The following is a 26,338-nucleotide window of genomic DNA, read 5'->3' as shown; positions in this document are numbered from 1 at the left end:
TGGCCATGCCCGCAACTCCTCCCCGTTAGTTCCCAACCTCACTGTTGCCTTAAAGGTTAATCAGCTTTTTTTGAGCTGCTCTCCGGATTTTGGTCTTTATTTTCTTGCGGCAGTTGGTTTTCTGACGGGACTATAGGGCCCCTGCCGCGTTCGAGCTTGTAGAGAAGTCCGTAGATTTTTTCCCGCCAGATATACACCGGTGCTATAAAAGCCACGCTTAAAATTCCCAACCAGACGAAACTCCAGTAGTTTTCCTGGTAGACCATGGCTCCTTGCAGGCTCAGTAAAAGGGTTCCCGGAATACGTCCCGCACTGCTGACCACCAGGAAGATGCGCCAGCTCATGGGGGAAAGCCCCAGGGCGTAACAGAAATAATCCTTGGGAAAGCCGGGAACCACAAAGAAGATAAAAGCCGCGACAACCCCTTGCCGCTCCATGATAAATGAAATTCGGGCCAGCACATGGGGCGGTATCAATTTTTCTATGAAGGTTTTGCCCAGCATGCGGGCCAGAAAGAAATTGATCCAGGAGCCAACGGTAAGTCCCAGGCTTGAATAAACCAAAGACGGGAACCAGCCAAAGACATAACCTCCGGCTGCACCGACCAACTCACCCGGAATGGGGGAGATCAGCACCTGAAATACCTGGAATACCACAAAGGCCAGCGGGGCCCAGACTCCATAGGACTCAATTCGGGCCCTGAAAGCCTCTTTGTCTTTAAGCAGCTCCCAGAGTTCAAGGCAGTATTGCCAGATAGGCTCCCAGAAGATGTAGGTGAGAAGTGAAAGCAAAGCTAGAACTCCCAGGATCATGAAAATGGCTTTTCTGCGCCTGCGTTTCAAGTCCTGGGGATTGTAGTCTAAATCGGGTTCAACCGGTTTTTTTGGGTTTTCCATTCCTTATAGAGCCTTTGTCTACTTGGTCACCGCTTTGCCAAAAGGGGAGGCCTTTTCACATGTGATGAGATTTGCAGTGACCTTTCCGGGGATATTAAACTGTGTTTTTGGGGTTAACCCGATCCAAACAGGAAGGTCTAAGAGCAATATCCGTCTATTAAAATCGTTGCCGCCCGTTAATAGGGCGGCTTCGGCGGTTTCGGTCTTTCAAGTGGCTTCCTAAAAAGCCTCCATGGCTGACTCAGTGTTCTGGGTGATTTGAAAAATAGTATTGAAACCTGCTACTTCAAATACTTCTTGAACATAAGGCCTAAGGGCGCATAAAACCAGTTTGCCTTTTTGGGCGCTTATCTTTTTGGCGGTGGCCAACAAAACCCTTAGGCCTGCAGAAGAAATATATTCAACACCCTGCATATCAACCAGAATATTTACTTCGCCCTTTTCCATGGAGCTGTTTAAGCTGCTCTCCACTTCTCCGGCGGATTGCGCGTCAAAGCGTCCGGTTAGGGAAACAATCAATACCTTGTCTTCCCGACTCTGGTCTACCTGCATTAGTTTTACGCCTCCTTAAAGGACATTTAACAACTGGAGCCTCAAGTTATCAGCAAAAACCGTCTGTGGCAAGACAGTCGGTTCAAATGCCAAGAAGGCTGATCAAAATGCCCTGTGCTAAACCGGTGTGCGCCTTCTGAACACCTTTTCATATTTTATTGCCCGACTTCTGAGTTTAACCTGACAAGCGGGGCTTTTCAGCCCTTAGTTTGCTGACAAAGTCCTCCTGGACTTTGTCAGAGGCCATTTGGTAAAAACGCGGTTTTGCCAAATGGCTCGAATTACTCGTCTTAAGAAATCCTCGCAATTCGGCGGGCCGTCATCCGGGGTCCCCAAAATCTCTGATTTTAGGGGTATTTCATGGCCCGCGTTCAGGCTGTTTGTCAACATCCTGGGGGCTTTTCAGCCCTCTTTGTCTAAAAAATTCAGTTATTCATTCACCATATGGGGTTGTCCGGTGGCTTCCCGCACGGAACGCCAAAGACTGCCCTCGGGGTCCACTTTTTTGCGGTTTTTTATGGCCAGTTCCACAGGCACATGGACAAAGTGGTTGTCCCATTGGGAGACCATCATCCCGGTCTTGCCGGTCAAAGCCGCGTGGACAGCCGCGTGTCCCAAAAAACCTGTGTAGATGCGATCGTTTGAATTACAAGGCACAGAGCGAATCAGATATGAGGGATCTATGTATTTCAGGTTCAGCTCAATGTTTTTTCCCTCAAAGTGCTGGTTGATACGTTTTTTGAGATAAGTCCCGATGTCTCCCAGGCGCAGGTTGCCGCTTGCGTCTCTACCCAGGTCTTCCTCGGTAAAGATATTCTGGCCCGCGCCTTCGGCCACCACAACAACGGCATGGCCTCGGTCCCTTATTCTGTCTTCCAAGTGCTTTAAAAGCCCGCGTTCGCCTTCCAAGTCAAATTCCACCTCAGGAATCAGGCAGAAGTTGACCTCGGTCAGGGCCAAGGTGGCATGGGCCGCCACAAATCCGCTCATTCGCCCCATGAGCTTTACCAACCCCACTCCGTTCGGCGCGCCGGTCGCTTCATTGTGGGCGCCTAAAATGGCTTGAGCAGCCTCCTCCACCGCAGTTTGAAAACCAAAGGTCTTGCTGACAAAGCAGATGTCGTTATCAATGGTCTTGGGAATGGAGACCACTCCCGTTTTAAGGCCTCTTTTGGTTATCTCCTCCACTATGGCCCTGGAGGCCCGCAGGGTGCCGTCGCCTCCGATCATGAACAAAAGACCTAGATTGAGCCTTTCCAGGGAATCCACGATCTCTTCCATGGATTGGGAGCCTCGACTCATGCCGAGATAAGAACCTCCCCGTCCGTGTATGCCTTCCACCAACGTAGGGGTGAGCTCCACAATGTCGTGGCCGAACTTGGGGATGAAACCCTGGAGCCCGAATTTTATGCCGACCACGTTGGTGACTCCGTAAATGTGGTGGAGCTGTAAAACTATTGAGCGGACCAGGGAATTGATCCCCGGGCACATGCCCCCGCAGGTGACAATGGCCGCCTTCAGTTTGGTGGGGTCGAAATAAATTTTGGAGCGGGGACCGGCCAGTTCAAAGGTCACTTCCCTGGGTTCACATGAGTCCGCTGTGTCCATTACGAAAGGGTTAACCCTGACAAACTCATTATTGTCGATAAAATGCCTGAAGCCCGGACTGTCTCCTTGCCTGGTGATGATGGGGTTTTGAATTTTGGCAGGCCCCAGACTTTGGATTTTGGTGTCTTCGGGTTTCAGGTTTCGGATGATGGACTGCACTGTATCCCTCCATTGAATTGGGAAGAAAGGCACTTTCGGCTTGGCCTTGTCTAAACCACCGGCCCGCTCGCATCACATAATTGTAATAGCCCTATAGCTTATTTGGAATCATCTAAAAAACAAAACCAGATCCGGCAAGCAAATCAAAAGGATGGATCTATGCTACCTAATTCTTCGAGGCTAGCACCGCCTTTTATGCGGGGTCAAGCGGCAACTATGTGACCTGAAAAACTGTTTTTGAAATGAGACAGTGGTGTTCCTTGCGCTTTTTGCCTTTTTTATGTCTTTTCCCGTAAATTAGGGGCCGGGGTGGCAGGCTCAATAAATCGGTATATAGTTCCCACTTAGCCCCGGTGCTTTACATTTCATACTCTTATGCTACCATCAAGAGGCTGATGTGTTGCGCTTTTAGGTGCGATTTACCAAAATAACGCCAGGATATGAAGAACATGCCCTGGATGGACGGCTTATTTTTATCATGCCGACCACTTTTTTCCCGAGCGATGAGGTTTTTTCATGAAACCTGCCGTTTTAAAACAACCAAAAATAATTTAAATCGAGGAAGTAATATGGTGACTCAATTCACCCTGGAAGGGGTGCGCAGAACGATTTTCGGGCAGGGGTGCGCCTCTGAATTGGGAGCGGAAGCAAAGCTTCTGGGAGCCAAATCCGTTTTGGTCGTTGTGGACCCCAATGTGCTTGAGGCCGGCGTTGCGGAACCCGCCCTGAAAAGCCTGGAAGACGCGGGACTTGAGACAACGGTTTTCAGCGGATTGACCAGAGAGCCTGAACCGGCGGAAGCTGACGAAGCGGCCCAGGCCGGACGGGGCGCCATGGCCGACGTTGTGGTCGGTATTGGCGGCGGCAGCGCCCTGGACATGGCCAAGGCGGCTTCGGTCCTGCTGACCAACCCCGGCAAGGCTGTGGATTATGTGGGACTGGACCTGGTCAAGGAACCGGGAAAGCCGGTTATCTGCCTGCCCACCACTGCGGGCACGGGCAGCGAGGTTACCTTCACCGCTGTCTTTACCAGGCGTTCAGACAAATTCAAGGGTGGGATAAACGGGCGCTTTCTGTATCCCCATACCGCCATGCTGGATCCCTTGCTCACCGTCACCTGCCCTGAGTATGTGACCGCCACCACCGGAATAGACGCCCTGACCCATGCCATGGAAGCCTATACCAGCCTGGCGGCCAACCCCATCAGCGACAACAACGCCCTGATCGCCATTGCCCTTATCGGCGAAAATTTAAGGAAGGCCGTGGCCAACGGTGAAAACCTGGAGGCCAGGGAGGGCATGCTTCTGGGAGCTTACTATGCCGGTTTGGCCCTGGCTCAGGCCGGAGTGGGCGCGGTCCACGCCATGGCTTATCCCTTGGGCGCTTTCCATGATGTGCCGCATGGCGAGGCCAATGCCGTGTTGTTGCCCTATGTGCTGGAATACAATGTCATGGCCTGCCCCGACCGCTTTGCGGATATGGGCAGGGCCCTGGCCGAACTGCCTGATTCCATGACCGAGAGGGAGCTTGCCGAGGCCTGCGTGGAAGAGGTTTATTCCCTGGGCAGTGACGTCGGCATACCCCCCACCCTGCACGAGCTTAAGCTTCCCAAAGACGAGATAAAGGCCTGGGCGGAAAAGGCCATGACTGTGGCCAGGCCCATTGCCAATAATCCCCGCAAGGTGACAGCCGAAGATCTTGCTTCCTTATACGAAGACGCTTTTGGCGTTTAGGCTGCTGCCTGATATAAGTGCTTTTGACCTTACCCGCTTCAGGGGGCGGTCCGTTTTCGCCTCCTGAAGCCCGAATAAATTCCTGAACGCACATTTTGGGCCCCACCTTTAAATATTATGCTGTTGTCAGTTTTGTTTCGGGTGCAAAAGGCCCTTTGGCATAAATGCAGATTCTTAATTTTTTAAAGGGCGTTCAGTGATGACTGTGATATTTTAAACCGATTAATTGGCCGCCGGCCTTAAAAGAACAACCAGTGGGAGAGCCGGTTGGCCCGGCGCAAGGCAAAATGACATTCTGTGTCCTTGCCTAAGCGCAAAAAGGAGTGAAAATGCCTGGATTTGAATGGTTGGGTGAAGAAGAAAAAAACGCCGTGGCCGAGGTCATGGAACGCAAGGTTCTTTTTCGTTACGAATTCGCCAATGAACGTAAAGGTGTTTACACGGTCCGCGAGTTTGAAAAGGCCTATGCCGATTTCGCCGGTTGCTCCCACGCCCTGGCCGTGACCAGCGGAACCACCGCCCTTAAGGTGGCCCTGGCCAGCCTGGGGATCGGACCCGGCGACGAGGTCATCACCCAGGGCTTCACCTTTGTGGCCACCTGGGAATCAATTCTGGATGCCGGGGCCACACCGGTCTTCTGCGAGATCGACGACACCCTTTGCCTGGACCCCGAAGACCTTGAGGCCAAGATAACCGATAAAACCCGTCTTATAATTCCGGTGCACATGATGGGGGCGGCCGCCAGGATCAAAGAGATCATGGCTGTGGCGGACAAACACGGCATTCCGGTTATGGAGGATACGGCCCAGAGCGTGGGCGGCACCTTGGACGGCAAGGCGCTCGGCACCTTTGGCCGCATGGGCACCCTTTCCTTTGATCCGGTCAAGACCCTCACCTGCGGCGAGGGGGGCATGGTCATTACAAATGATGAGGAACTCTATGTCAGGGCAAGTGAATATCATGACCATGGTCATGACCACAGGCCCGTGGGCAGGGGCAATGAGGGACGCCGTTTTTACGGCTTTAACTGCCGCATGAACGAGATGCAGGGTGCGGTCGGTCTGGCTCAGCTGGCCAAGCTGCCGAAGATGCTTGAAACCCAGAAACAAACCAAGGCCGCCCTTAAGGAGGCTCTGGAGAGGGTTCCCGGGCTCACCTTCCGCCATGTGCCGGACGAGGCCGGAGACACGGCCACTTTTATTTCCTGGTTCATGCCCGATGCCGAGCAGGCTAAAAAATTGGCCGAATTATTGGCCAAACACGGGGCCGCGCCTGTGCCCTGGGGGGTGAACACCTGGCACAACTATGCCCATTGGGAGCACCTTCATGCCGGTTCCTCGGTGATCAGAAGCGGCTGGCCTTTTAAACGGCCCGAGGGAGACTTAAACTACGACCCCGCCGCCTTGCCCCGCACAACCGCACTTTTGGACCGTTGCCTTTCCTGGCAGATCATGCTTGGTTGGGATGAAGATAAACTGAAGCAAATGACCCAAGCTATTAATCAATCTGTGTCGGAGTGGTAGTTAATTGTCCCTACACGTAATAATCCCGGCTCGCTACGGCTCCAGCCGTTTTCCGGGCAAGCCTTTGACCCTGATACAGGGCAAACCCATGATCCAGCATGTCATGGAACGGGCGGGCCAGGCTGAAAATGTAGAAACCGTGGCTGTGGCCACGGATGACGAGCGCATCAAGGAGGCTGTTGAGGCCTTTGGCGGCAGGGCCATAATGACCCCGGCCAAGATGCGCACCGGCAGTGACCGGGTGGCATTGGCCGCCGGTGAGCTGGGACTGGGTCCTGATGAACTGGTGATCAATGTGCAGGGGGATCAGCCGCTTTTGCCCCCTGCCTTGATTGACCAGATAGCTGCGCCCATGCAAAAAGAACCGGACCTGGATATGGCCACACCTGTGGTGGTCATAACCAGGCCCGAAGAGATAGACGACCCCAATCACGTCAAGGCCGTGATGGACCAAAAGGGAAATGCCCTTTATTTCTCCCGCCAGGCCATACCCTATCCCCGTGATGGTGGAGAAGTCACCTATTACAAACACCTGGGGGTTTACATTTACCGCAAGTCCTTTTTGGACCGCTTCCAGGAGTTTGAAAGCGGCAGGCTGGAGAATATTGAAAAGCTGGAACAGCTTAGGACCTTGGAGCAGGGCTGCACCATCCGTCTGGTGGTGAGCACCTGGGATTCCCCTGAGGTGGATCGCCCTGAAGACGCCAAGCGGGTGGAGGAGTTGATGGCCCGGACGGGCTGATTAAGAGATGAAGCCCCCGGGTGTGCAACCTTTTGCCGGTCTTTTGAGATCGAAAAAAGGGTGAAGTGCGTGTTCTTGCTTGAACCTGTGCTTATCTCAAGGGGGCTTCAATGGATACTAGTGCGGCAAGAGAAACTTTTTTCGGGTCAGGCCCTGCCTGGCCCTTTTATTTGCTGGCCTTTTTGGCGGTCTGTATTTTTGCAGCAGGCGTTTATTCCCGCATAACTGTCTGGCAAAAGGGCTATCCGGCCCGGTTTAAATTTTCCTTGGGAGGCTTGGTGAAAAACGGCCTTTTGCTGGGACGTTTATGGATGCAAGACCCCCTGGCCGCATTGCTTCACTGTATGGTCCTTTGGGGTTTTTTGATTCTTTTTCTGGGAACCTGTCTTTTATCCTTTCATGAATGGATTTTGACCTTTTTAAACGGCCGTATTTATCTGGTTTTTGCCCTGACCCTGGATCTGGCAGGCATTGTTTTTGTGCTCGGCGCGGCAGGACTTTTTCTAAGGAGGATTATTCTCTCCGGATCCCGTTTACCGGGCAATTGGCAGGATTGGGGACTTTTGGCTCTTTTACTGTTGGTTGGCTTGACCGGTTTTCTGGCCGAGGCCGCCAGGCTGGCTGTGGTGAGGCCTCCCTGGAGTTGGAGCCAGCCTGTGGGTTTTTGGCTGGCCGGTATTTTGTGGCCTGCCGAGCCGCCAGGGGCCGCCGCCCTGGCCGGGGTCTGGTGGATTCACGCCTTGGCCTCCCTGACGTTGGTGGCTTTTTTACCCTGGTTCAAGCTCTGGCATTCCCTGGCCGCTCCCCTGAATCTGGCCCTGACTCGCAAACGGGTTTATGTTTCCGCCGAAGACTGGGAAGAAAAAGGGGCTGAGTTTTGGTTTGAAAACCTTTTGAGCGCCGATGCCTGCGCTCAATGTAATCGTTGCGAGCTGGTTTGCCCTTCCAGCCGGGCAGGTGAGGGCCTCTCTCCCAGGGCCTTTACCAAGGAATTTGCAGAATACGCACGTTTAAAAAACGCCCCCCAAGGCGGAGTTTTTTTGGGGAAGGGCGGCCTGTCAGATAGAGGGAGCGAGACAACCCTTTCGGCTCAAGAGGCCTTTTACTGCACCACCTGTGGGGCTTGCAAAGAAGTTTGCCCGGTAATGAACAGCCCTTTGGATCTTTTGCTGAATATGCGTGGTAATGTGATAGAGCAGGGCACCGAAGTTCCGGGGCCGGTGAACAAGGCCCTGGGCAGCCTGACTAAATACGGCAATCCCTGGGGCGCGACCCGCAAGAAAAAGGCTGCTTGGGTCAAGGAACTTGATTTGGTGGATCTGGCCAAAAATAAAGCTAAAGTGGACTGGCTGTTGTTTGCGGGCTGCACCACCTCCCTGGATGCCACGGCCACGCCCATGGCCCGGGCCATGGCCCGGATAATGCTGAGGGCCGGTCTTACCACCGGAGCTTTAGGTAAAAAAGAGCCCTGTTGCGGTGACCTGGCCAGAAGATTGGGCGAAAACGGGCTGTTTGAAATGCTGGCCGAGGATGCGCTTGAGCTTATGGAGGCAAGGGAAGTTCATAAAGTGGTGACCATGAGTCCCCATTGCGCATATACCATGACTCAAGAATATCCTCCCCTGGCCGGAGAATTGAAATCCGAGATAAATTCCCTGCCCGAGGTTTGGCACTACAGCCAGGTTTTGGATAATCTTATTGAACGCCGGATTATAAAACCCGGTGTTCTGGAAGGAAAGACGGCTGCTTTTCACGATCCTTGCTATCTGGGGAGGCACCGCGGCATTTTTGATCCGCCTCGCAGGGTCTTGAAATCCCTGGGGTTGACAGTCAGGGAGATGGCGGATCACCATCAGAATAGCCTTTGCTGCGGAGCAGGCGGCGGTCGCATGTGGAACGCGGAGCTTGATGGGGCCGAAACCCAGATATCCCATTTGAGGGTGGCCCAGGCCAGGGAGACCGGCGCTGAATATTTGGTTACGGCCTGCCCTTTGTGCTTGATAATGCTTACCGACGCAGTCAAGGCCATGAACTTGGAGGAGGAAATACAGGTTGTTGATCTGGCCTGCCTCACCGATGAGTCTTTGGCTGGTTAGCTTTTTTGCTGCCTATGTTAAAATACCCACCCTGAAAGTATTACGCTGCATGCTGAAATAGTATGGTTTTTTTATTGGAAAGGTAAGCAAAAAACGGTAGGTTCAAAGTTTTAGGATCCAGTCGTCAAAAACGGGAGAATAGATGAGCGCTGCGCAAAAGACCAGTAATACTGCTTCCACGGAACTTCCGGAAAATCAAGAAGGGCGTTTTGACCGGCCGGGAATGTATACCCGGGTGTTGCCTCAAGATCAGGATTTTTGTTCGTTTCTGGCCCAAGCCAAGCCGTTTTTTGATATGGCCGCGACTATGCTGGTCGGTATAGACAGCGATGGTGCGGTTCAGATGGCCAATGAAAAATGCCTTTTGATGCTCGAAGCCACGGAAAAACAGGTGGTGGGGCAGAACTGGTTTGACAAATTTGTGCACAAAGCCGATAGGTACAGGGTCAAGCAAAGATGGCAGGGAGTTCTATCCGGGGCTCGCAAACCTGCCAGGACTTTGGAATATCGCGTAACCTCTCTTTCGGGAAAAACAAGGGATCTTTATTGGACCAGCAGTCTGCTTACTGACCGGAAAGGCGCGATTGTCGGGTTGCTTGGCACGGGCGAAGATATTACCCAGCATAACCTGATGCAAAAAAAAGTGGAGCAAAAGGCCAGGGAGATGGAGGCCAACAATAACGAACTCCTGACCCTGAAAAAGATTCTGGTTAAAAGCCGCAACAAACTTTCCGCTGTTTTTGATTCCTTAAACGATATCATTGTCTCTGTTACTCCCGAAGGAAAAATCGAATCACTTAACCTGGCAGCGGCCCAAAGGGCCGAGCTTCACCCCAGTAAGCTGGTTGGTTTGCCGAGCTTGGAGTACCTGGATAAAGCCCGGGTTCACCCCAATATCAGGGCCGCTCTTTTGCACTGTTTTGACTTGATGGAGCGTAAAGGCGCCAGCGAGTACAAGGTGGTGGAAGCTCCCGGCCATGACGGACCCCAATTTTTCGAGGTTATCGGCATGCCGGTTTTTGATTCCCAGGGGGATTTTTCTCTGGGGATTATTCACGTAAAAGATGTAACGGTGTTGAAACGTATGGAGATAGAGGTGCGCAAGGCCAACGAGTTGTTGGAAGAAAAGGTGGTGGAACGCACCAAGGAACTGAGCCTGGCTAAAGACGAACTCCAGGAGGAGAGGGACCGCCTGGCAGAGGTTAACGCCCAGTTGCGCCGGTTGGACCAGTTGCGTCACGACCTGACCAATATGGTGGTTCACGACCTCAAAGGCCCCTTGGCCGAAATAATGGGCAACCTGGATCTGTTGTCTTATGGTGATTTGAGTCAAACTCAAGCCGAGGCCAGGGATTTGGCCCTATTGGGGGCTGACGACCTTTTACGCATGATAATGAACCTTTTGGAGATCGATCGCCTGGAAGAAGGGCGGCTCACCATAAATCCCCGGCAGGTGGAGATGGGCGAACTGGCCCAGGGGGTGGTGGATAAATTCAAGACCCTTATCAGCCTGAAAGGTACAGACGTAAAGGTGTTGAATGAAAAAGAGGTTTTTTTAAAGGCTGATCCGGGGCTCTTGGAAAGGGTGATACAGAACCTTTTGACTAATGCCCTTAATCACACTCCCGGTGAAGGCGGCATAACTCTATGGTCTGAACCTGGTGAGGATAAGGGAGGCGTGTTTCATATCCAGGACACCGGCGAGGGCATCCCCCCGAAATATCATCAGCATATCTTTGAGAAATTCCGCCAGGCCGGTGACACCAACCTCCCTCGCACCAGTACGGGTCTGGGCTTGAGCTTTTGTCGCATGGCGGTTGAGGCCCATGGGGGCCGCATATGGTTTGACAGTGAAGAGGGCAAGGGAACGGTTTTTCATTTCTGGCTGCCCCAGGAGCCAGTCACGGAAAAGGACTGAAACCCGGCGGGAATATACCTGAATGCTTCGCATCTTAGGGGCTCCGGGGGTGACGGGCCGCCGAATTGGAGCCTTTGTTAAAGCGGGCAGCGTAAGTAAAAAAGGCAAAACAGCTATATTGGCAAGGAAGAATCCGCCAAAGTCCAGGAGGATTTTGGCGGTGGAAATAGACCCCGGGCGGATGATTTCCGCCCGGGGTTTTTGTTCAGGCAGCCTTGGCATAGGAGCCAAAGACCTTGATCAAGGACACGCATTTTTCCAGAGAAGCCAGGGCCTGCTGGACCTCTGGCTGCTCCACATGGCCTTCCAGATCGGCAAAGAAATAATAATCCCATGGCTTGTCCCTGATGGGACGGGATTCAATGCGGGTGAGGTTGATGCCTTGCTCCGCCAGGGCGGCCAGGGCGTTTAAGAGTGCGCCGGGCTGGTGGGGGGCCACAAAAAGGATGGAGGTCTTGTCCTGGCCGCTCTCCGGCAACTGGGCCTTGCTCAGGATCAAAAAACGGGTCTGGTTAAAGACCGAATCCTGGATATCCCCGGCAATTATGGAGAGGTTATGGACTTGAGCCGCCTGGGGCGGGGCCAGTAGGGCGGTTTTGGGGTCCTGGAGGACCATTTCCACTCCCTGGGCTTCGTCCTTGAGTTCTATCCAGGCGGCCTGGGAGAGGTTGGTGTTTAAAAAATTCCGGCATAATTCAAGCTGATTGGGTTTGCCCGCCACTTTGTTTATCCGGGATAGGTCCCTATTCTGACCCAAGAGGGAATAGGTGATGGGGGTGAGGATCTCACCGATTATTTTGAGGTCCGAATCAATCAAGCGGTCCAGGGTGGCGTGCCTGGGGCCGGTGAGGCTGTTATCAACCGGCACGACTCCAAAGATCGCCTGGTCCCTTTCCACCATTCTGAACACCTCACAGATCGAGGATTGCAGTGAATATTCTGCACCTTTGCCGAAATGGCTTTGCGCTGCCTGAAAAGTGAAGGAGGTTTCGGGACCGGTGCAGGCTATTTTGCCCTGGGGTTCGTTATTGCGGCAGGCACTCACCACCTCCACAAAGACTCTTTCCAAAAGGGCGTCTCGCAAGGGGCCGGTATTGTGTTGTTTTATAGCCATAAGAGCGTCTTTGCGGCTGGCTGCGCCAAAGGCCTCGGGCAGGGGCAAAGAACTCCTGCGGCCAAGCAGAATCGCTGTTTTAGCCCGCCGGTTCAAAAGTTCCAGGATTTCCCGGTCCATTTGAGCTACTTTGTTTTTAAGTTCCAAGGCCTCATCGTGGGTCATTTTGCGGCATCCTTGTTTGTTGGGAAAAGGGGCTGATTAAAAATTGTGATAAAAAAAGAGCCCACCGCTTTAGCGGTGGGCTCTTGCTTTTTTCGTTCCGGGTTAAACGAAACCGGCTACAGACCACCACCTATGGCGCTCTTAAAGCCGAAAAATCGAAAACCCTTGTCAGATGATCCATTCAAGAGGCAAAAGTGCACTTCTCCCCTTAACCTTGTATTGGTCAGAGAAAGTTGAGAGGATATGTCTGCCTTTGTTTGAATCATGCTTCCTTTTATCTTATCCGTGTAATTTGTCAAGAGCCTGTTTAGAATAACTGTAAACTCGCCCCACAAAAAAATCAGGCATCGGGCCAGAGTTCTGCCGAAATATCCCGCAGTTTGTATTTCTGAACCTTACCGCTGGCTGTAAGGGGATATTCTTCCACAAAAGTCACATACTTGGGAATCTTGAAACGGGAGATCTGTCCCCGGCAGCGGTCCCGGATATCTTCCGCCGTATAGGCAGCGCCTTTTTCAAGCTGGATAAAGGCCCCAATCTCCTCGCCGTATTTTTTACTCGGCACGCCCACCACCTGCACGTCTTTAACACCTTCCCAGCGGTGCAGGTATTCTTCTATCTCTCTGGGGTAGATGTTCTCTCCGCCCCTGATGATCATATCCTTACAGCGGCCTGTTATGGAGAGATAGCCGTGTTTGTCAATGGCGCCCATATCGCCGGTGCGCAGCCAACCATCTTTGGTGAGCACCGCCTGGGTTTCCCTGGGTTTGTTGTAGTATCCCTTCATCACGCTGTAGCCTCGGCACCAGATCTCGCCCTGCTCCCCTTCGGGCACGGGTTCAAGAGTGTCCGGGTCCATAAGCTTCATTTCCTGGCCCGGCATGATCTTGCCCACTGTCTCTGTGCGGCGTTTTATATTGTCTGTGGGCTGGGTTTGGGTGAGGACCGGCGAGTTTTCGGTTAACCCATAGCAGATGGTGATTTCGGTCATGTTCATTTTTTCCATGACTTCGTTCATGGTCTTCACCGGGCAGGGGGAACCGGCCATGATGCCGGTGCGTAGATGCTGCATGTTGAACTTGTCAAACAGGCGATGCTGCAAAATGGCTATGAACATGGTGGGCACCCCATAAAGGGCGGTGCAGTTTTCATGCTCCACCGAGGCCATGACCTGAACCGGTTCAAATTCCTCCAGGATCACCAGGGTGCTGGCGTGGGTTATTGCGGCCATCACGCCGAGCACGCAGCCAAAGCAATGGAAAAGGGGCACAGGCAGGCAAATGCGGTCTTGGGGTGTGAGCCTCTGGTTCTCGCCTATCCAGAAACCGTTGTTGCCGATTCCGGTATGAGTAAGCATGACGCCCTTGGGAAAACCGGTGGTGCCGCTGGTGTACTGCATATTCACCACCTGATCCGGGGTCACTTGTTTTTGCCTGGCCTGGTATTCTTCTTCGCTTACCATGCGGGAGATATCCATGATCTCCGGTAGGGCGAACATCCCCCTGTGCTTGGCTTGATCAAGAAAGCAGACCCGTTTTAGGTGAGGGAAGCGCTTGCTGTTCAAATGCCCCCGCTCCTGGGTGCGCAACTCGGGAACAAGTTCATAGACAGTGTCCAGGAAGTCACAGTCCCGGTAGGTGTCGACCAGAAACAGGTTTTCCGTTTCAGATTGCTGCAACAGGTATTCTAGTTCAGCCGAGCGGTAGTGGGTGTTCACTGTTACCAGGATCGCCCCTATCTTGGCTGTGGCGAACATCAAAGTCACCCAGTAGGGAACGTTGGTGGCCCAAATCGCCACTTTTTGGCCGGGCTCCACCCCCAGCGCCATGAGGCCCTTGGCCAGCTTATCCACACTGTCTTTGAATTCTCGGTAGGTGAGGCGGAAGTCCCTGTCCAGATAGACCATGGCGTCCCCGTCGGGGTTTTTGCCCACGGCCCGGTCCAGGATTTCTCCCAGGGTGATGCGGTTGGGAATTTCAATACGGGATTGGTCCATTTTAAAATTACTCCGGGAAATAGAGCACAGCGTAGATGGTGGCCTTTTCATCGCCATAACAACCCAGGTGATGGGGAACCACGGAGTTGTAGTACACACTGTCGCCTGTGTTCAGGGTATAGGTCTCCTGTCCATAGATGAGCTGGGCCTTGCCGCTTGTGACCACAATGAACTCCTCGCCTTCATGGCTGCTCAAGCCCGGCTCTTTAGCGGATTCGGGCATCAGCTCCACAAAAAACGGCTCCATATGGCGGTCGACCTTGCCTTTGCCCAGGGAATAGAAGACGGTCTCCGGCTTGGCCTTGTCCCCCCGATGGGTTACAATCTGCTGTTGTCTTTTTTCCAACCGGGTAACCAGGGGATCATCTGTGAAATGGTCATCTAGAAAGGTGCCCAGGCGTACTCCCAGTGCCCGGGCGATCTTAAGCAGAGGCCCCAAAGAGGGGTAGGTCTCCATTTCTTCAAGTGCCCGCAGGAATTCGCTCTCCAGGTTGGTCCTTAGGGCCAGCTCCTCCAGGCTCAAGTTCTGCTTTTTGCGGTAAGATGCGATTCTTTGTCCCACTTCACTTTTCATGCAGCCCTCCCATGGTGCATCGTGATCCCGAACTCATTAAAATAGAGCTCATTTGAAAAAAAACCGAACAACTTATATACACTCTGGCTACGCCTTGAGCCAGTATTGTCCGGAAACGGGCAGGAAAGATGATTGTCGTGGTGTCCCGGCATCTACCTGATAATTATCAATTTTTCAGGGAGAACCTTCGTCATGTCAACGCAGGTCCTAATTTGACGGGGTTCGGAGTAATTGCCTTTAGCGTTTCTTGGCAACAAGAAACAAGATCGGCTTTACCGGTGATTCCCCCGGCAGGAAACCAAGGTTGACATAAGAGTCACGTTTTAGCTATAGAATATGTATTCAAAATCGGAATTATCGTTTTCGTTTGCCGCAACCCGGTCCCCGATGCGCAGACGATAATCTCCGCCCAAGCAATCCCGGAAAGGATGCCCATGAATCAGAGCAAACTCACCCGCAGGGAAAAGGAACAATTGCGCCACAGAAACGAAATTCTGGATGCTGCGGTGAGCGTTTTCTGGGAAAAGGGTTTTAATGGGGCGGGAGTGCAGGAGATAGCCCAGATGGCCGAGTTCGGGGTCGGCACCTTATATCGGCTTTTCCCGGGCGGAAAAAAGGAAATCTATAATTCCCTCCAGCTTAAGGTTGTTTGCACCTTTGAAGATGAATTAAAAAAGGCCATGCAAAAGGCAAAAGACGAAGTGCAGATGATTCGGGCCTATATCAGGGCGGGGGCCCACACCTATGCAGTGCATCCCAAGGCCATGATGGTTTATCTGCGCGAGACGGCCTGGGTTGGGGGCAGTATGGAAAGGGGATTGGACCCTCAGCCCATGGAACGCTACCGCGCCTGCGCGGGCCATGTTTTCAAGGCCATCACCTCGGGCATAAAGCGTGGAATATTCCGTAAATTGGATCCCAGCGCGGCCGAGGTTTCTTTACGCGCCCTGATCATCAGCCTTTTCATGCGTTGGCTCGAAGAACCCGAATCCATGGAAGTGGAAGATATAGTTTCATTTATTGAAGACGTATTTTTGAACGGTATAAGAGTGGGTTAAAACCCGGTTGCCTGGGCCAGGAGGCGGGGCTATCCTGTATGGCGTAGGGGGGATATCAACCGGGAGATGTATATTCATGCGTAGATTTAAGACATGCTTTTTTCTTAGTCTGGTTTTCATCTTGATTCTGGCTTCCGAAGCGGCCTTTGCCTGGGATAAGCTGCCCGGCAAGGCATTTGATATAGCTATCGGCGCAAACGGCAGTGTTTGGGTTATCGGCACTTCATTTTTCCCGGGCGGTCACGGCATACATCATTGGGACGGCCATGACTGGCAAAGGGTCGATGGCGGCGCGGTTCGCATTGCGGTTGATCCCAGGGGAAGGCCCTGGGTGCTCAATGCGGAAGGCGAGATCTTCAGACAGTCCGGATACGGCTGGGAAAAATTGCCCGGCCTGGCCACAGACATAGATATAGGGGCCGACGGCACGGTCTGGGTTATCGGCAGGGCGTCTTTTCCCGGCGGTTACGGCGTTCACCGCTGGACAGGCCATGACTGGGAGCGCATCGACGGAGGAGCGGTTGCGGTTGCGGTTGATCCCAGGGGACGCCCCTGGGTGGTGAACAGCTATCATGAGATTTATCGCCGGAGGGGAAGCGATTGGGAGAAAATGCCAGGCAGGGCGACTTCTATAGCCATTGGCCCCAAGGGGCAGGTCTGGGTGACCGGACGCTCATCTTATCCCGGCGGTTACGGCATTCATTACTGGACAGGCCGTGACTGGGAACGGATTGACGGCGGTGCGGTGCGTATTGCCGTGGACCACAAAGGACGCCCCTGGGTGGTGAATGACAAAAACGAGATTTTCCGTGGCCAAAGGCCCCGACACCACCGGTATTAATATCCTTGAGCCCCCCCGATGTTCTAGATTGAAGGCTTCCCTTGCCGGGAAGCCTTTTTTAGTTCATAATTTTTAGTAACTATGTGTTAATTATATGAATTTTAGAATCATTAAAAAGCCAGCCCCCGGGAGGTTTGAAATGTCGTTTAAGTACAGATTTGCCCTTGCGCTTTGTCTTGTCATCACCTTTTTGGCGGCCGGACAGGTTTTGGCAGATGAGGCGGTGTTTGGCCCTCGGATTCCCCAGGACTATTTTGTGACCACCGGCGCCGGGCAAACCGATCTGGGCTCCGGAATCGACCCCTGGGAGACCGGGGCCTATGATCTGGCTCTTTTGCAAGCGGGGATCGAGAATTTCAACATTGTGACCTACACCTCTGTTTTGCCGCCCGAGGCCAGGGAAATCCCCTTGGCCCAGGCCAAAAAGAATTTCCATCACGGCGCTGTGCTGGAGACGATCATGGCAGCCATAAACGGCCGCCAGGGTGACACGCTCACAGCCGGTGTGGGAAGAATACAGGTGCGGCGCAAGTCCGACGGCAAGCATATAGGAGGTTTTGCGGCCGAGTACAGGGGGCACGGCAGCAAGGAAGCCGCTGCCAAAATTCTGGAACAGTCCCTGAAGGGAATTTTTGATCGACGTTATGACCCGGCTGAATATGAGACCTATGATCAGAAGCTGAATCTGGTTTCCTTTGTAGTTAAAAAGAAATGGGGCACAGCCTTGGCTGCCATAGGTTTTGTAAGTTATATCTTCCCCCGGGTTAAGTAAATCAGGCCGTTATAAAAAGGCCGGAAAGGCCAGAATCCCTTTAGGCCCGCTTTTCTTTTTCTGAAGGAACCGTGAAAATCTCCGGCCTGTCTTCGGGCAGGGTTTCCACATAAAGCGAAGTGCTGGGAAAGGCAAATGCGCATCCGGCCTTTTCCACCACTTCCTTTACCTTGATCGCCAGGGCTTCCTTGATTTGGAGCCAGTCCCCCCAGACAGTCGTCTCGGTAAAGCAATAGAGCATCAGGTCAATGGAAGAGTTGTTGAATTTGTCCACCCGTACAAAAAGCGGGGCTTTGGGCGGATTCACAAAGTCCGGGTTCTCTATGATATAGGCCTCAATCTCGTCTCGCACCATACGCAGCTGGTCTATTGTGGTCCTGTATTCCAACCCAATCGCCCAGTAGATGCGGCGATGGATCATGGCGCTGAAGTTGGTGACCGCATTGTCTGCCAATTTTTGATTGGGTACAAAAACCGGGGCCTTATCAAAACGACGCACCAGGGTGGAGCGGAAATTGATGTTTTCCACGGTTCCTTCCACCACTCCATCAACCCTTATCCAGTCCCCCACACTGAAACGGCGCTCAACCAGAATCAAAAGACCGGAGATGAGGTTTTTGAAAAGGTCCTGGGCTCCTAAGGCCACAGCCACGCCAAAGAGCCCCAGGCCTGCGATTATGGGGCCGATCTCAATGCCCCATATCTCCAACACAGTGGCGGCCCCTACAAACACAACCGCCCCCTTTACGGTCTTTACAAACCAGGCCACTACAGGGGTGGTAAAGGTTTCTTCCATACGCTTTAAGAAAAGCGAAAGGGGCTGGATCATGTTGAAGACGGCCCAGAAAATAACCGTCACAATAAGGGACTTCAAAAGGTGGTTGCTGAAAACACTCAAGGGGCCTTTCAGCTCCAGGTATTCCAGGGCAAGGAACAGCCCCAACACCACCGGAACAAAACTGACAGGCTTTTTCAGGGCCTTTAGGCTGTAATCATCAATGGTTGTCTCGGTTTTGGAGGTGAGGTTTTGCAGGCGGTCCAGGATAAACCTCGTAAAGAGTCTGCGCAAAAGGAGAAAAACAACCAATATGCCAAGGGCGGTGAGGAGCTTTCCGATATCCACTCCCGCCCAACCCTGGGTCCATACTTCATGAACGATTTTCCAGAATTGTTGCAACTTTTCCATTTGAAGCCCTTAAACTTTTGGGTTGGCTTTTGGGCAAACAATAACCGGAAGCAAGAGCTTGGGCAAGGCGAAAAAAAAGTGCCCCCGGCTTGTCCTTTTAGTGACACGCCGGGGGCTTGGGGTATGTACGGGCCTCCGGGTAAAAAAATATTCAGGCCGCTTCTTGTGAAAAGTTGTTTTTAGCCTTTAATTTTTTGTATAAAAACAATGCCTTCATGGCACGAGCCGCCCTTTCCGGGCTGGGCAGGACAGGCAGGCCCTGCTTTTGTACGACTTGGATCGGCAACTCGTCCCTTTCCATGAACGAGAATCCCAGCACAGGCTTGGGACTGTTTTTCATCATGCGGGCCACGCCCCCGGCCTGCTGGTCAATAAATTCCCCTACTTTTTCCTTGATTTCTTCCTGGGGCACCCCCATGACCTCCAGCGCCTGCTCGGCCATGAAACCGGGCAACAGGAAATAGATCAGAAGGCCGTCCACCATGGGATTGTTCAGGATCAATTGGGGCATGTCCCGGAAGTACTCCATGGGATTTTTGGAAAAGGTGACATCCACCGGGTTTCGTAAGGAGCCTGTATGGGGAACATATTTTGACAGGGCCTTTTTCAGGTCAAGGGGCAGCTCGGGCAATTTCAGGCCTTCTCTGCCGCAGGCATCGGCACAGGCCGCCCCTGGGCCGCCGGAGTGGGTGAGGATGATCATATTATCGCCCTGGGGCAGGGGGCTTGCCCCGAGCACCCAGGCAAAATCAAACAATTCCTCGATGGTGGCAGCCCGGATCACCCCGGCCTGACGGAAAATGCCTTCGTAAAGGGGATCAGGGCCCGCCATTGCGCCTGTGTGGGAAAGCCCGGCCTGACGGCCGGCCTCGCTGCCGCCCACATAATAGGCCACAATGGGTTTGGTCTGGGTAATGGACCGGGCCGCCTCGATAAACTCCCGCCCCCTTCTTATGGCCTCGATGTATAGGGTTATCACTTTGGTCTCAGGGTCCCTGCTCAAGTGCTCCAGACAATCCACCAGATCCAGGTTGGCCTCATTGCCCACGCTGAAGGCGGTGGAAAAGCCCAGGCCGTAACGTTTGAGATAGGTGAAAATTTGGGTGACAAAGCTGCCGCTCTGGGAGACCATGCCTATGAACCCGGGGTCGCAGTCACACGGAAAAAAGGTAGTGTTCAGTTTTTCATGGGTGTTCACCAGGCCCAGGCAATTGGGGCCCAGAAAACGGATTCCGTGCCGTTTGGCTGTTTCCTTGAGTTCTTCCTGCAGGGTCTTGCCTTCGCCTCCAACCTCTAAAAAACCTCCGGAAACCACCACTGCCTTTTTGATTCCCAGGCGTCCGCACTTATCCAGTATATCTATCACCACCTTAGTGGGCAGGATCAGAACCGCCAGGTCCGGAACCTCCGGCAGATCCGCTACATCTTTATAGGCTTGAAGCCCCTGGACCATGGTTTCCCTGGGATGGATGGGGAAGACTTTCCCCTGATAGCCCATCTTTAAAAGGCATCTGAGCTGGGTGGTGCCCATGGATGCGGGATTGTTGGAAGCACCGAAAAAGGCGATGCTTTTAGGCGCGGTCATTTTCTGCAAAGGGGTGGCGTCAATTATTTCAGGCATGGAGTTTTTCCTCCAGAACAACCAGAGCATCCACAGCCACCAGGTTTCCCCTGGTGTCTATCTTCACGGGGTTGATATCTATCTCCCGAATCTCCGGCCTGGCCAGTCCCAGTTCGCCCAGACCGACCAGGCAGTTTGCAATGGAATTCAGGGATGCTGATTCCTGGCCCCTGAAAGGGCCCAGCATTTTGGCGCAGCTCAGCTGGTCCACCATGTCAAGGGCTTCGGTTTGGTCAAAGGGGGCCGCGCGAAAGGCAATATCTTCAAAGACTTCGGTCATTACCCCGCCCAGACCCAACATTATCGCCGCTCCGAACTGGGGGTCCCGCACCATTCCCAGGACCAGTTCCCTGTTGCCCTGAACCATCTCCTGCACCAGGATGCCTTCTAAGTTCTCAATGCCCATGTTGCTCAGTTGGTCATAGGCTTTGGTGATTTCATCTTCGGTCTTCAAATCCAGGCGCAAGGCGTTTAGCTGGGTTTTATGGGGCAAGGTTGGTGAACATGCCTTCATGGCAACAGGCAGGCCGATTCTGAGCGCCGCGTCAATGGCTTGCTTTCGAGTTTTGGCCAACTCTTCTTTGCAGCAGGGGATGCCCCACTCGGCCAAGAGGAGTTTGGACTGGTGTTCGGACAGGCTTTGTAAAAACCGCTTTTTAAACAATGGTTGCGCTTGCATCTTGGGCTCACTCCTCAAGATCCAGATTCAGAATGGTGTGCAATCCCTGAACGATGGTTTTTAGTTTTTCCTGGCCTATGGCTTCTTCCATGCGCTTCTCCAACTGGCTGACCTGGGCCGCCACTTGCGGGGCCAGTTTCTGGCCCAGAGGCGTCAGCGAAAGGGTGTTTAACCTGCCGTCTTTGGGGTCCGGACGGCTTTTGACCAGGCCCCTGGACTCCAGGCGTTTGATCATGCCTGTAGCCGCGGCCTTGCCTATACCGGCTCTTTCGGCAAAAACGCCCAGGCTCACTCCCTCGCTGCAGCAGAGTGAGTCCAAGGCTATCATTTGCCTGGCTGTGAGCCCTAAAGGAGACAGCACCCGGTCATAGTGGGCCGTCATCTTGCGGGCTACGCAGCTGGTCAGGTAGCACAGGAAGTATTTTGGTTCCGGGAAGTTCGTATGCATGCGAACATTCGTTAGCATACAAAAAACCTAATGTCCAGCGGAAAAAGGGGAGTTACGGAGTCACTGGTTGAGAAACCTGAGGGCTGCTTCTGCAGGCAGGTGTTCAGAGCATATGCCGTACTGGAATGAATAGCCTGATTATATCTTAAAAACAGCTAGTTGCCGTATACCCTGGCGTTTATTTTTTGGGGCAGGGCCACGGGCTGGTATTGCCCTGAATCAAGGCGCAGGAAACGGCATTTCACGTCTTTGAACTCCAGGATGACCCTGGAAGGCTCTGCGGCCAGGGGCAGGAAACCGGCCCAGTAAAGTTTTGGCGAGTGACGCAACTGGCAGGGTGTTTTAAACCAGTTCTCACCGTCTGAGGAGTGATAAAGGGTTATGTCTTGCCTGGATATTCCGCCGGGACCGCTCCAGCTAAGCTGAAGCGCCTTAGCAGAGTGCACCTGACCCAGATCCAGTTGAAGGACCCTTGATTTCTGGAGGGAATTTTTAATAGGCCGGGATTTGCCATTTGGGGGGGAAACTGGCGGAGCCGCTTGGAAAAAGGTGTAGCCATAGGAAGTTGTTTCCTGAAAAGACCAACCTGATTTCAACAACACCTTTCTGGCGACCTTGCCCCAGTTTTGAGGCACTGCCAGATTCTGGCATTTGGTGGCCATGTGTAGCCTTGGATCGGGCAAAAGGGCAGGGGAGCAGCCGGTTGTCGCATCGTTGCAAGCCGCCCTCAAGTGCCTCGGCATTTGGGCCCAAAGTAAAGGCGGGCACCATAGCTTTTCCGAGCTTTTCAATTGTCCGGCCAGCCATAGGGCGGCATCGGCAGTCTGGTCTGAACTAGCCATTGGGTCCATGCCCACCATGATTTCCCTGATTCTTAAGGGCAATTTGGAAGTGTTCTTGGGCATTAAGCGCAGGTACCTGGCCTTGTGGGGGGGGAATTTAAGCTCCTGTAGGCAGGCTCCCACAAAATGAACCGGTTTATTCTGGTCCACGGCCCAGGTCCCCATCCGGTTGTCTGTTATAAGAATGGTCCTCCAGTCCAGAGCGTTTAAACTGGTTTCCAAGGTAAGTCGGCCTGGGCCTTTTTGCCCGAATATCCAGAGTTGACTTACATCTTCTCTTGTTCGGCCCAGGTCCAGGGTAAGGTGCTGATTGCCCAGGGCATTCGGTATGATCTCAACAAAAGAGCCCATATTTTGGTCCAGGGCGAGGCCTGGGCTGACCAGGCTGTCGGCGGTTGCCTTTATTCCACTAGCGGAGATGATAGTGCATTTTTTCTTGGCCCCTCCGGTCAGATAAAAACCTCGATAATCTCCCAAATGCTTGTTTTTGAATTTGAGCCCCAGTTCGGCCAGGGTTCCGGCGAGGGCCGGGGCGTCTTTTGGTTTCAGCAAAAAGCCCGCACCTGGGATTCGGAATATTTTTTCCATATACACCAGGGGCATTTTGTTACCGGTGGAAGTGAAAAGCGGCTTTTCCCCACAATCAAAGCTCAGCATGGGGGCCAGTTCAGGACACAGGGTGTAAACGTGTTTGACTTTGTTTGAGTTGAACCATTGACCTGCCTTGTGGGCCAACTCCGTGCCTTGTGGGTAGTTCAGCGGTTTTTGGGTAAAATTATGGCCAAATGATTGGCTCAGCCAGATTAAAACAGTCAAGGCCGTCAATATGCGCATCCCTGCCTTGAACCAGGTTTTATCCTGGCCCACACACACCATGACATAGGCCAGGGCCACTGGGGCTAAGAGGTGCAGGCCGAGAAGAGAATTGAGTCTGCTTATCATTCGCGGGTCGATGAACAGGTAGACCGCCAGCGTAAATATCAGACTTAATAATAAAATTCCGCTGCCTCTGGATTTACTGTCCTGTTCCCCGGGTTTTGGAGGCGAGGTGGCCAAGTCCTTGCCCCAAGCCAGAGCCGCCACCCCGACAAAGAAGAGGAAAAAACCCGCCATAACCCAGCCGTACCAGGCAACTTGCAGCTCAGGCCTCTGCGCCCTGAAGAATCCCAGGGCCTGGCTCAGATCTATGAACAGGTTTTCTTTAAGATTAAGCGGCAGGTTTTTGAGGCCGAAAAAAACACTCAGTTTTTTAAAATAGTCCAGTGGGTGGTTAAGGCTGTGATGAATTAAAGGCGAAGCACCGGCCAAAAAGCCCGCCATAGGCAGAAAAATGCGCGGGCTCGTAAAAAAAATTGGAGCCTGGCGTAAAAAAATTATGCCACTGGCCAGGATAAAACAAATAAAAAACGGGTGAGCCCAGAAGCCCAGACCGGCCAAAAGTGAGGCTGTCAAGGCATAGCCCTGAAAAGTTTTGCTTTGGGCAGGTTTTTTCACTGCCTTGACTGTGCACCAAAAGAGCCAAACCCCCAGGCAAAGGAGTTCCATGCCTCCCCCTTGGGCCAAAAGGGAGCTTTTGATCATAAAATCGGGCCCAATGCCTGTCAGGAAAAGCGCCCATAATCCGGTTTTGCGTCCATAAAGCTCCCTGGTGAGAACAAAGACACCCAAAAGAAAGACAAGGTACAGAAAAAACGCCATAAGATTGAGGCTCAGGCGGCTGACTCCGAAGACAGAGAAGAAAAGTCCGGCCAACAAGGCGTTGGGGCTGCCTGTAAGGTGATGCCCCCAGAGAAAGGCGCTGAATTCGCCGGTTTTGTTAAGGTGGGTCGCCATGAGGCCCACCCAGGCCGACTTGGCGTCCAAAAGAGGCCTGCTCAGTTCAGGCAGGCGTATTGTCAAGGCCAATAAAAAGACAAACCCCAGTATGAGCCAATGCCACTTGGCAAGGGGAACCAGCTCATGGGGGTCCAGCCTTTGTGCCGTGGTGTTTTTCAGATTGATGGTTTTAGAAGATTGGGCGCGCATGATTTTCCTGACAATCGGGTATTCAGATGACACGGTAGGTTCAGATAATCAGCCTGTCAGGATTTTAAAACAGCACACTATAATTACTCCATCAAAATATTGCTTGTTTTGCCGTGCGCTTTAAGGGAGTGGAATAAACGCCAAAATTCGTTTGGGCCGACCCGGTGGAGAGCTGCCTGTCTGGTTTTCAGGAGCGAAAGCCCTTGGGCTGAGCCTTTTGGGGGAATTCTTTGATTTGCCTTTTAGCCTTTTCACCTGTAAGTTCAATTTTTTAAGTTTACTTATAAAATTACTTGGTACTGAATTCGCTTCGGACCCCAATCCCATAGTTTGAGGACTTAATTGAGCATAAAAGGCAAAACCGTGGCCGACTCCAAGGCCACCTTGACAGTGCAAATGATGCCTCATCATGCCAACCCCATAGGGTTTGTGCACGGTGGTGTGATAATGGAGCAGATAGACGACGCAGCCGCGGTTACGGCCCGGCGGCATTCCGGTTTTCTTGCGGTCACAGCCTGCGTGGATCGCCTGGTTTTTCAGGAGCCGGTAAAGGTCGGAGAACTTTTGATTCTCCATGCACGCCTTTTGCGGGTGGGCAGAACCTCCATGGATATTGAGGTGCAGGTGGAGTCTGAAGAGCCTCGCACCGGGCAAATAAACCAGGTGGCCTCTGCTTTTGTCACTTTTGTGGCCAAGGATGAAAATGGTGCGTCGGTAGCTGTTCCTCCTTTGATCCTGAAAACAAAAGAAGAGGAGGAGCTCTGCCGCATGGCCGCCGAACGCAGGCGCTACTACCAGCAATTGAACGGTAAGAAAAAGTAAAAACTTGCGGTTTTTGTGGTTCCTGCCGCTCATTTTAAGAAAGCGGCAGGAACTTTTGCCTTTTGCGTAGGTGCGCCGGAACTGTTCTAAAGGCCACTTGATGAGAATTTATAGTTCCGGCAAGTGTTTTCAGTTGCACACCCTTGATAAGAGATCGTGATTTAGCTGGCCGTCATTCAGGTCTCCAAAAAGTGTTATTGGGGGAGGAGTCCACGGCCCGTGTTCAGGTTGTTTGTAATCAGCGGTGGCTTTTTTGATTCTATTCGCCGAGATATGCCTTGCGAACCTCCTCATTTTGACTTAACGCCTGACTGCTGTCGGCCAAAGTGATCAACCCTGTTTCCAGCACATAACCGCGGTCGGAGAATTCCAGGGCCAGTTGGGCGTTTTGCTCCACCAGGAGAATAGTGGTTCCCCGCTCGGCGATGGTTTTGATGATTTCAAAGATGGCTCCCACCACAATCGGAGCCAGCCCCAGGGAGGGTTCATCCAGAATCAGAAGCTTGGGCCTGCCCATAAGAGCCCTGCCAATGGCCAGCATCTGCTGTTCCCCTCCGGATAGGGTTCCGCCCTGCTGCTTGAGCCTTTGCTTTAAAATGGGGAAGAGCCCGTAAACCCTTTCCAGGTCTTTTTGCACCTCCGCCTTGTCCTTGCGCAGGTAGGCTCCCATTTCAAGGTTTTCCTTGACCGTCAAGAGGGGGAAAATCATGCGGCCTTCGGGCACCTGGCTGATGCCTGCCTGCACTATTTTGTCCGGTGTGTCGTCCACAATGGATCTGCCCTGGTAGAGCACATCCCCTTCAATGGGGGTGAGCACCCCGCTTATGGTCATCAAGGTTGTTGATTTGCCGGCCCCGTTGGCTCCGATAAGACAGACGATCTCTCCCTGGTCCACGTTAAGGGAGATGCCTTTAAGAGCCCTGATGTTGCCGTAATTCGTTTTTATATTTTTGAGTTCAAGGAGCATC

The 26,338-nt window shown here is 52.8% G+C and carries 21 protein-coding genes; 9 read left to right on the top strand and 12 right to left on the bottom strand.

Annotated elements, in window-relative coordinates:
• Positions 1–56: 56 nt before the first annotated feature.
• From X474_RS08100 to X474_RS08090, 3 genes are all read right to left on the bottom strand, one after another.
• A complete protein-coding gene (locus X474_RS08100; protein ID WP_044348030.1) occupies positions 57–896 on the bottom strand; it encodes a TVP38/TMEM64 family protein in 840 nt (279 codons plus the stop codon).
• A 219-nt stretch (positions 897–1,115) separates the two neighbouring features.
• Positions 1,116–1,448, bottom strand: a complete 333-nt coding sequence (locus X474_RS08095; RefSeq protein WP_044348029.1) for an STAS domain-containing protein — start codon at positions 1,446–1,448, stop codon at positions 1,116–1,118.
• Positions 1,449–1,877: 429 nt separating this feature from the next.
• Positions 1,878–3,215, bottom strand: a complete 1,338-nt coding sequence (locus tag X474_RS08090) for an ATP-dependent 6-phosphofructokinase (RefSeq protein WP_197282024.1) — start codon at positions 3,213–3,215, stop codon at positions 1,878–1,880.
• A 569-nt stretch (positions 3,216–3,784) separates the two neighbouring features.
• Between X474_RS08090 and X474_RS08085 the strand changes: the two genes are divergently transcribed.
• From X474_RS08085 to X474_RS08065, 5 genes are all read left to right on the top strand, one after another.
• The gene (locus X474_RS08085; RefSeq protein ID WP_044348364.1) at positions 3,785–4,948 is read left to right on the top strand and encodes an iron-containing alcohol dehydrogenase; all 1,164 of its coding nucleotides are present in this window, start codon (positions 3,785–3,787) and stop codon (positions 4,946–4,948) included.
• A 329-nt stretch (positions 4,949–5,277) separates the two neighbouring features.
• Entirely contained in the window at positions 5,278–6,471 is a 1,194-nt protein-coding gene (locus tag X474_RS08080) for a DegT/DnrJ/EryC1/StrS family aminotransferase (protein ID WP_044348028.1), read from the top strand.
• Between the two features lie 4 nt (positions 6,472–6,475).
• Entirely contained in the window at positions 6,476–7,213 is a 738-nt protein-coding gene (kdsB, locus tag X474_RS08075; protein ID WP_044348027.1) for a 3-deoxy-manno-octulosonate cytidylyltransferase, read from the top strand.
• A gap of 110 nt (positions 7,214–7,323) precedes the next feature.
• Positions 7,324–9,309, top strand: a complete 1,986-nt coding sequence (locus X474_RS08070) for a heterodisulfide reductase-related iron-sulfur binding cluster (RefSeq protein WP_044348026.1) — start codon at positions 7,324–7,326, stop codon at positions 9,307–9,309.
• 142 nt (positions 9,310–9,451) lie between these two features.
• Positions 9,452–11,227: a sensor histidine kinase gene (locus X474_RS08065; protein WP_044348025.1), complete on the top strand. Its 1,776-nt coding sequence runs from the start codon at positions 9,452–9,454 to the stop codon at positions 11,225–11,227.
• 205 nt (positions 11,228–11,432) lie between these two features.
• On the opposite strand, the gene pheA is transcribed toward X474_RS08065, so the two are convergent.
• The 3 genes from pheA to X474_RS08050 all read right to left on the bottom strand — a co-directional run bounded on the left by pheA (position 11,433) and on the right by X474_RS08050 (position 15,076).
• Positions 11,433–12,506 (bottom strand): prephenate dehydratase, encoded by a 1,074-nt coding sequence (gene pheA / locus X474_RS08060; RefSeq protein ID WP_044348023.1) that lies wholly within the window; start codon positions 12,504–12,506, stop codon positions 11,433–11,435.
• A gap of 340 nt (positions 12,507–12,846) precedes the next feature.
• Positions 12,847–14,502, bottom strand: a complete 1,656-nt coding sequence (locus X474_RS08055; RefSeq protein WP_044348021.1) for an AMP-binding protein — start codon at positions 14,500–14,502, stop codon at positions 12,847–12,849.
• Between the two features lie 7 nt (positions 14,503–14,509).
• Positions 14,510–15,076 carry a helix-turn-helix domain-containing protein gene (locus tag X474_RS08050; RefSeq protein WP_044348020.1) on the bottom strand — a complete coding sequence of 189 codons (567 nt, stop codon included), beginning with the start codon at positions 15,074–15,076 and terminating at the stop codon, positions 14,510–14,512.
• A gap of 434 nt (positions 15,077–15,510) precedes the next feature.
• Between X474_RS08050 and X474_RS08045 the strand changes: the two genes are divergently transcribed.
• The 3 genes from X474_RS08045 to X474_RS08035 all read left to right on the top strand — a co-directional run bounded on the left by X474_RS08045 (position 15,511) and on the right by X474_RS08035 (position 17,747).
• Positions 15,511–16,134, top strand: coding sequence for a TetR/AcrR family transcriptional regulator (locus tag X474_RS08045; RefSeq protein WP_052515002.1), 624 nt, complete (start codon positions 15,511–15,513; stop codon positions 16,132–16,134).
• A gap of 76 nt (positions 16,135–16,210) precedes the next feature.
• A complete protein-coding gene (locus X474_RS08040; RefSeq protein ID WP_044348019.1) occupies positions 16,211–16,975 on the top strand; it encodes a tectonin domain-containing protein in 765 nt (254 codons plus the stop codon).
• A 139-nt stretch (positions 16,976–17,114) separates the two neighbouring features.
• On the top strand, positions 17,115–17,747 hold the full coding sequence (locus X474_RS08035) for a pyruvoyl-dependent arginine decarboxylase (protein WP_082464232.1): 633 nt from the start codon (positions 17,115–17,117) through the stop codon (positions 17,745–17,747).
• A 40-nt stretch (positions 17,748–17,787) separates the two neighbouring features.
• On the opposite strand, the gene X474_RS08030 is transcribed toward X474_RS08035, so the two are convergent.
• From X474_RS08030 to X474_RS08010, 5 genes are all read right to left on the bottom strand, one after another.
• The gene (locus tag X474_RS08030) at positions 17,788–18,933 is read right to left on the bottom strand and encodes a mechanosensitive ion channel family protein (protein ID WP_044348018.1); all 1,146 of its coding nucleotides are present in this window, start codon (positions 18,931–18,933) and stop codon (positions 17,788–17,790) included.
• 151 nt (positions 18,934–19,084) lie between these two features.
• Entirely contained in the window at positions 19,085–20,554 is a 1,470-nt protein-coding gene (locus X474_RS08025) for an acetate--CoA ligase family protein (protein WP_044348017.1), read from the bottom strand.
• Positions 20,547–21,233, bottom strand: coding sequence for an acetate--CoA ligase family protein (locus X474_RS08020; RefSeq protein ID WP_044348016.1), 687 nt, complete (start codon positions 21,231–21,233; stop codon positions 20,547–20,549). The genes X474_RS08025 and X474_RS08020 overlap by 8 nt, the downstream gene beginning before the upstream one ends.
• Before the next feature lie 7 nt (positions 21,234–21,240).
• Positions 21,241–21,699: a MarR family winged helix-turn-helix transcriptional regulator gene (locus tag X474_RS08015; protein ID WP_082464231.1), complete on the bottom strand. Its 459-nt coding sequence runs from the start codon at positions 21,697–21,699 to the stop codon at positions 21,241–21,243.
• Positions 21,700–21,836: 137 nt separating this feature from the next.
• Complete coding sequence (locus X474_RS08010; RefSeq protein WP_044348014.1) at positions 21,837–24,548, bottom strand: glycosyltransferase family 39 protein; 2,712 nt, start codon at positions 24,546–24,548, stop codon at positions 21,837–21,839.
• A 342-nt stretch (positions 24,549–24,890) separates the two neighbouring features.
• Between X474_RS08010 and X474_RS08000 the strand changes: the two genes are divergently transcribed.
• Entirely contained in the window at positions 24,891–25,370 is a 480-nt protein-coding gene (locus X474_RS08000) for an acyl-CoA thioesterase (RefSeq protein ID WP_052515001.1), read from the top strand.
• A 259-nt stretch (positions 25,371–25,629) separates the two neighbouring features.
• Here the strand turns inward: X474_RS08000 and X474_RS07995 are convergent, their stop codons facing one another.
• Positions 25,630–26,337 (bottom strand): ABC transporter ATP-binding protein, encoded by a 708-nt coding sequence (locus X474_RS07995; protein ID WP_044348011.1) that lies wholly within the window; start codon positions 26,335–26,337, stop codon positions 25,630–25,632.
• Position 26,338 lies beyond the last annotated feature (1 nt).

The sequence above is a fragment of the Dethiosulfatarculus sandiegensis genome (assembly GCF_000931935.2).
GTDB classification, from domain to species: Bacteria; Desulfobacterota; Desulfarculia; order Desulfarculales; family Desulfarculaceae; genus Dethiosulfatarculus; species Dethiosulfatarculus sandiegensis.
The sequence above is the reverse complement of the archived record's forward strand: the minus strand, read 5'-3'. Positions and strand labels throughout refer to the sequence as shown.

Excerpts from the sequence above, each read along its gene's own strand:
- X474_RS08100 (WP_044348030.1), bottom strand. The coding sequence starts at position 896 with ATGGAAAACCCAAAAAAACCGGTTGAACCCGATTTAGACTACAATCCC.
- X474_RS08095 (WP_044348029.1), bottom strand. The coding sequence starts at position 1,448 with ATGCAGGTAGACCAGAGTCGGGAAGACAAGGTATTGATTGTTTCCCTA.
- X474_RS08085 (WP_044348364.1), top strand. The coding sequence starts at position 3,785 with ATGGTGACTCAATTCACCCTGGAAGGGGTGCGCAGAACGATTTTCGGG.
- X474_RS08080 (WP_044348028.1), top strand. The coding sequence starts at position 5,278 with ATGCCTGGATTTGAATGGTTGGGTGAAGAAGAAAAAAACGCCGTGGCC.
- X474_RS08070 (WP_044348026.1), top strand. The coding sequence starts at position 7,324 with ATGGATACTAGTGCGGCAAGAGAAACTTTTTTCGGGTCAGGCCCTGCC.
- X474_RS08065 (WP_044348025.1), top strand. The coding sequence starts at position 9,452 with ATGAGCGCTGCGCAAAAGACCAGTAATACTGCTTCCACGGAACTTCCG.
- pheA (WP_044348023.1), bottom strand. The coding sequence starts at position 12,506 with ATGACCCACGATGAGGCCTTGGAACTTAAAAACAAAGTAGCTCAAATG.
- X474_RS08055 (WP_044348021.1), bottom strand. The coding sequence starts at position 14,502 with ATGGACCAATCCCGTATTGAAATTCCCAACCGCATCACCCTGGGAGAA.
- X474_RS08050 (WP_044348020.1), bottom strand. The coding sequence starts at position 15,076 with ATGAAAAGTGAAGTGGGACAAAGAATCGCATCTTACCGCAAAAAGCAG.
- X474_RS08045 (WP_052515002.1), top strand. The coding sequence starts at position 15,511 with ATGAATCAGAGCAAACTCACCCGCAGGGAAAAGGAACAATTGCGCCAC.
- X474_RS08040 (WP_044348019.1), top strand. The coding sequence starts at position 16,211 with ATGCGTAGATTTAAGACATGCTTTTTTCTTAGTCTGGTTTTCATCTTG.
- X474_RS08035 (WP_082464232.1), top strand. The coding sequence starts at position 17,115 with ATGTCGTTTAAGTACAGATTTGCCCTTGCGCTTTGTCTTGTCATCACC.
- X474_RS08030 (WP_044348018.1), bottom strand. The coding sequence starts at position 18,933 with ATGGAAAAGTTGCAACAATTCTGGAAAATCGTTCATGAAGTATGGACC.
- X474_RS08025 (WP_044348017.1), bottom strand. The coding sequence starts at position 20,554 with ATGCCTGAAATAATTGACGCCACCCCTTTGCAGAAAATGACCGCGCCT.
- X474_RS08020 (WP_044348016.1), bottom strand. The coding sequence starts at position 21,233 with ATGCAAGCGCAACCATTGTTTAAAAAGCGGTTTTTACAAAGCCTGTCC.
- X474_RS08015 (WP_082464231.1), bottom strand. The coding sequence starts at position 21,699 with ATGCTAACGAATGTTCGCATGCATACGAACTTCCCGGAACCAAAATAC.
- X474_RS08010 (WP_044348014.1), bottom strand. The coding sequence starts at position 24,548 with ATGCGCGCCCAATCTTCTAAAACCATCAATCTGAAAAACACCACGGCA.
- X474_RS07995 (WP_044348011.1), bottom strand. The coding sequence starts at position 26,337 with ATGCTCCTTGAACTCAAAAATATAAAAACGAATTACGGCAACATCAGG.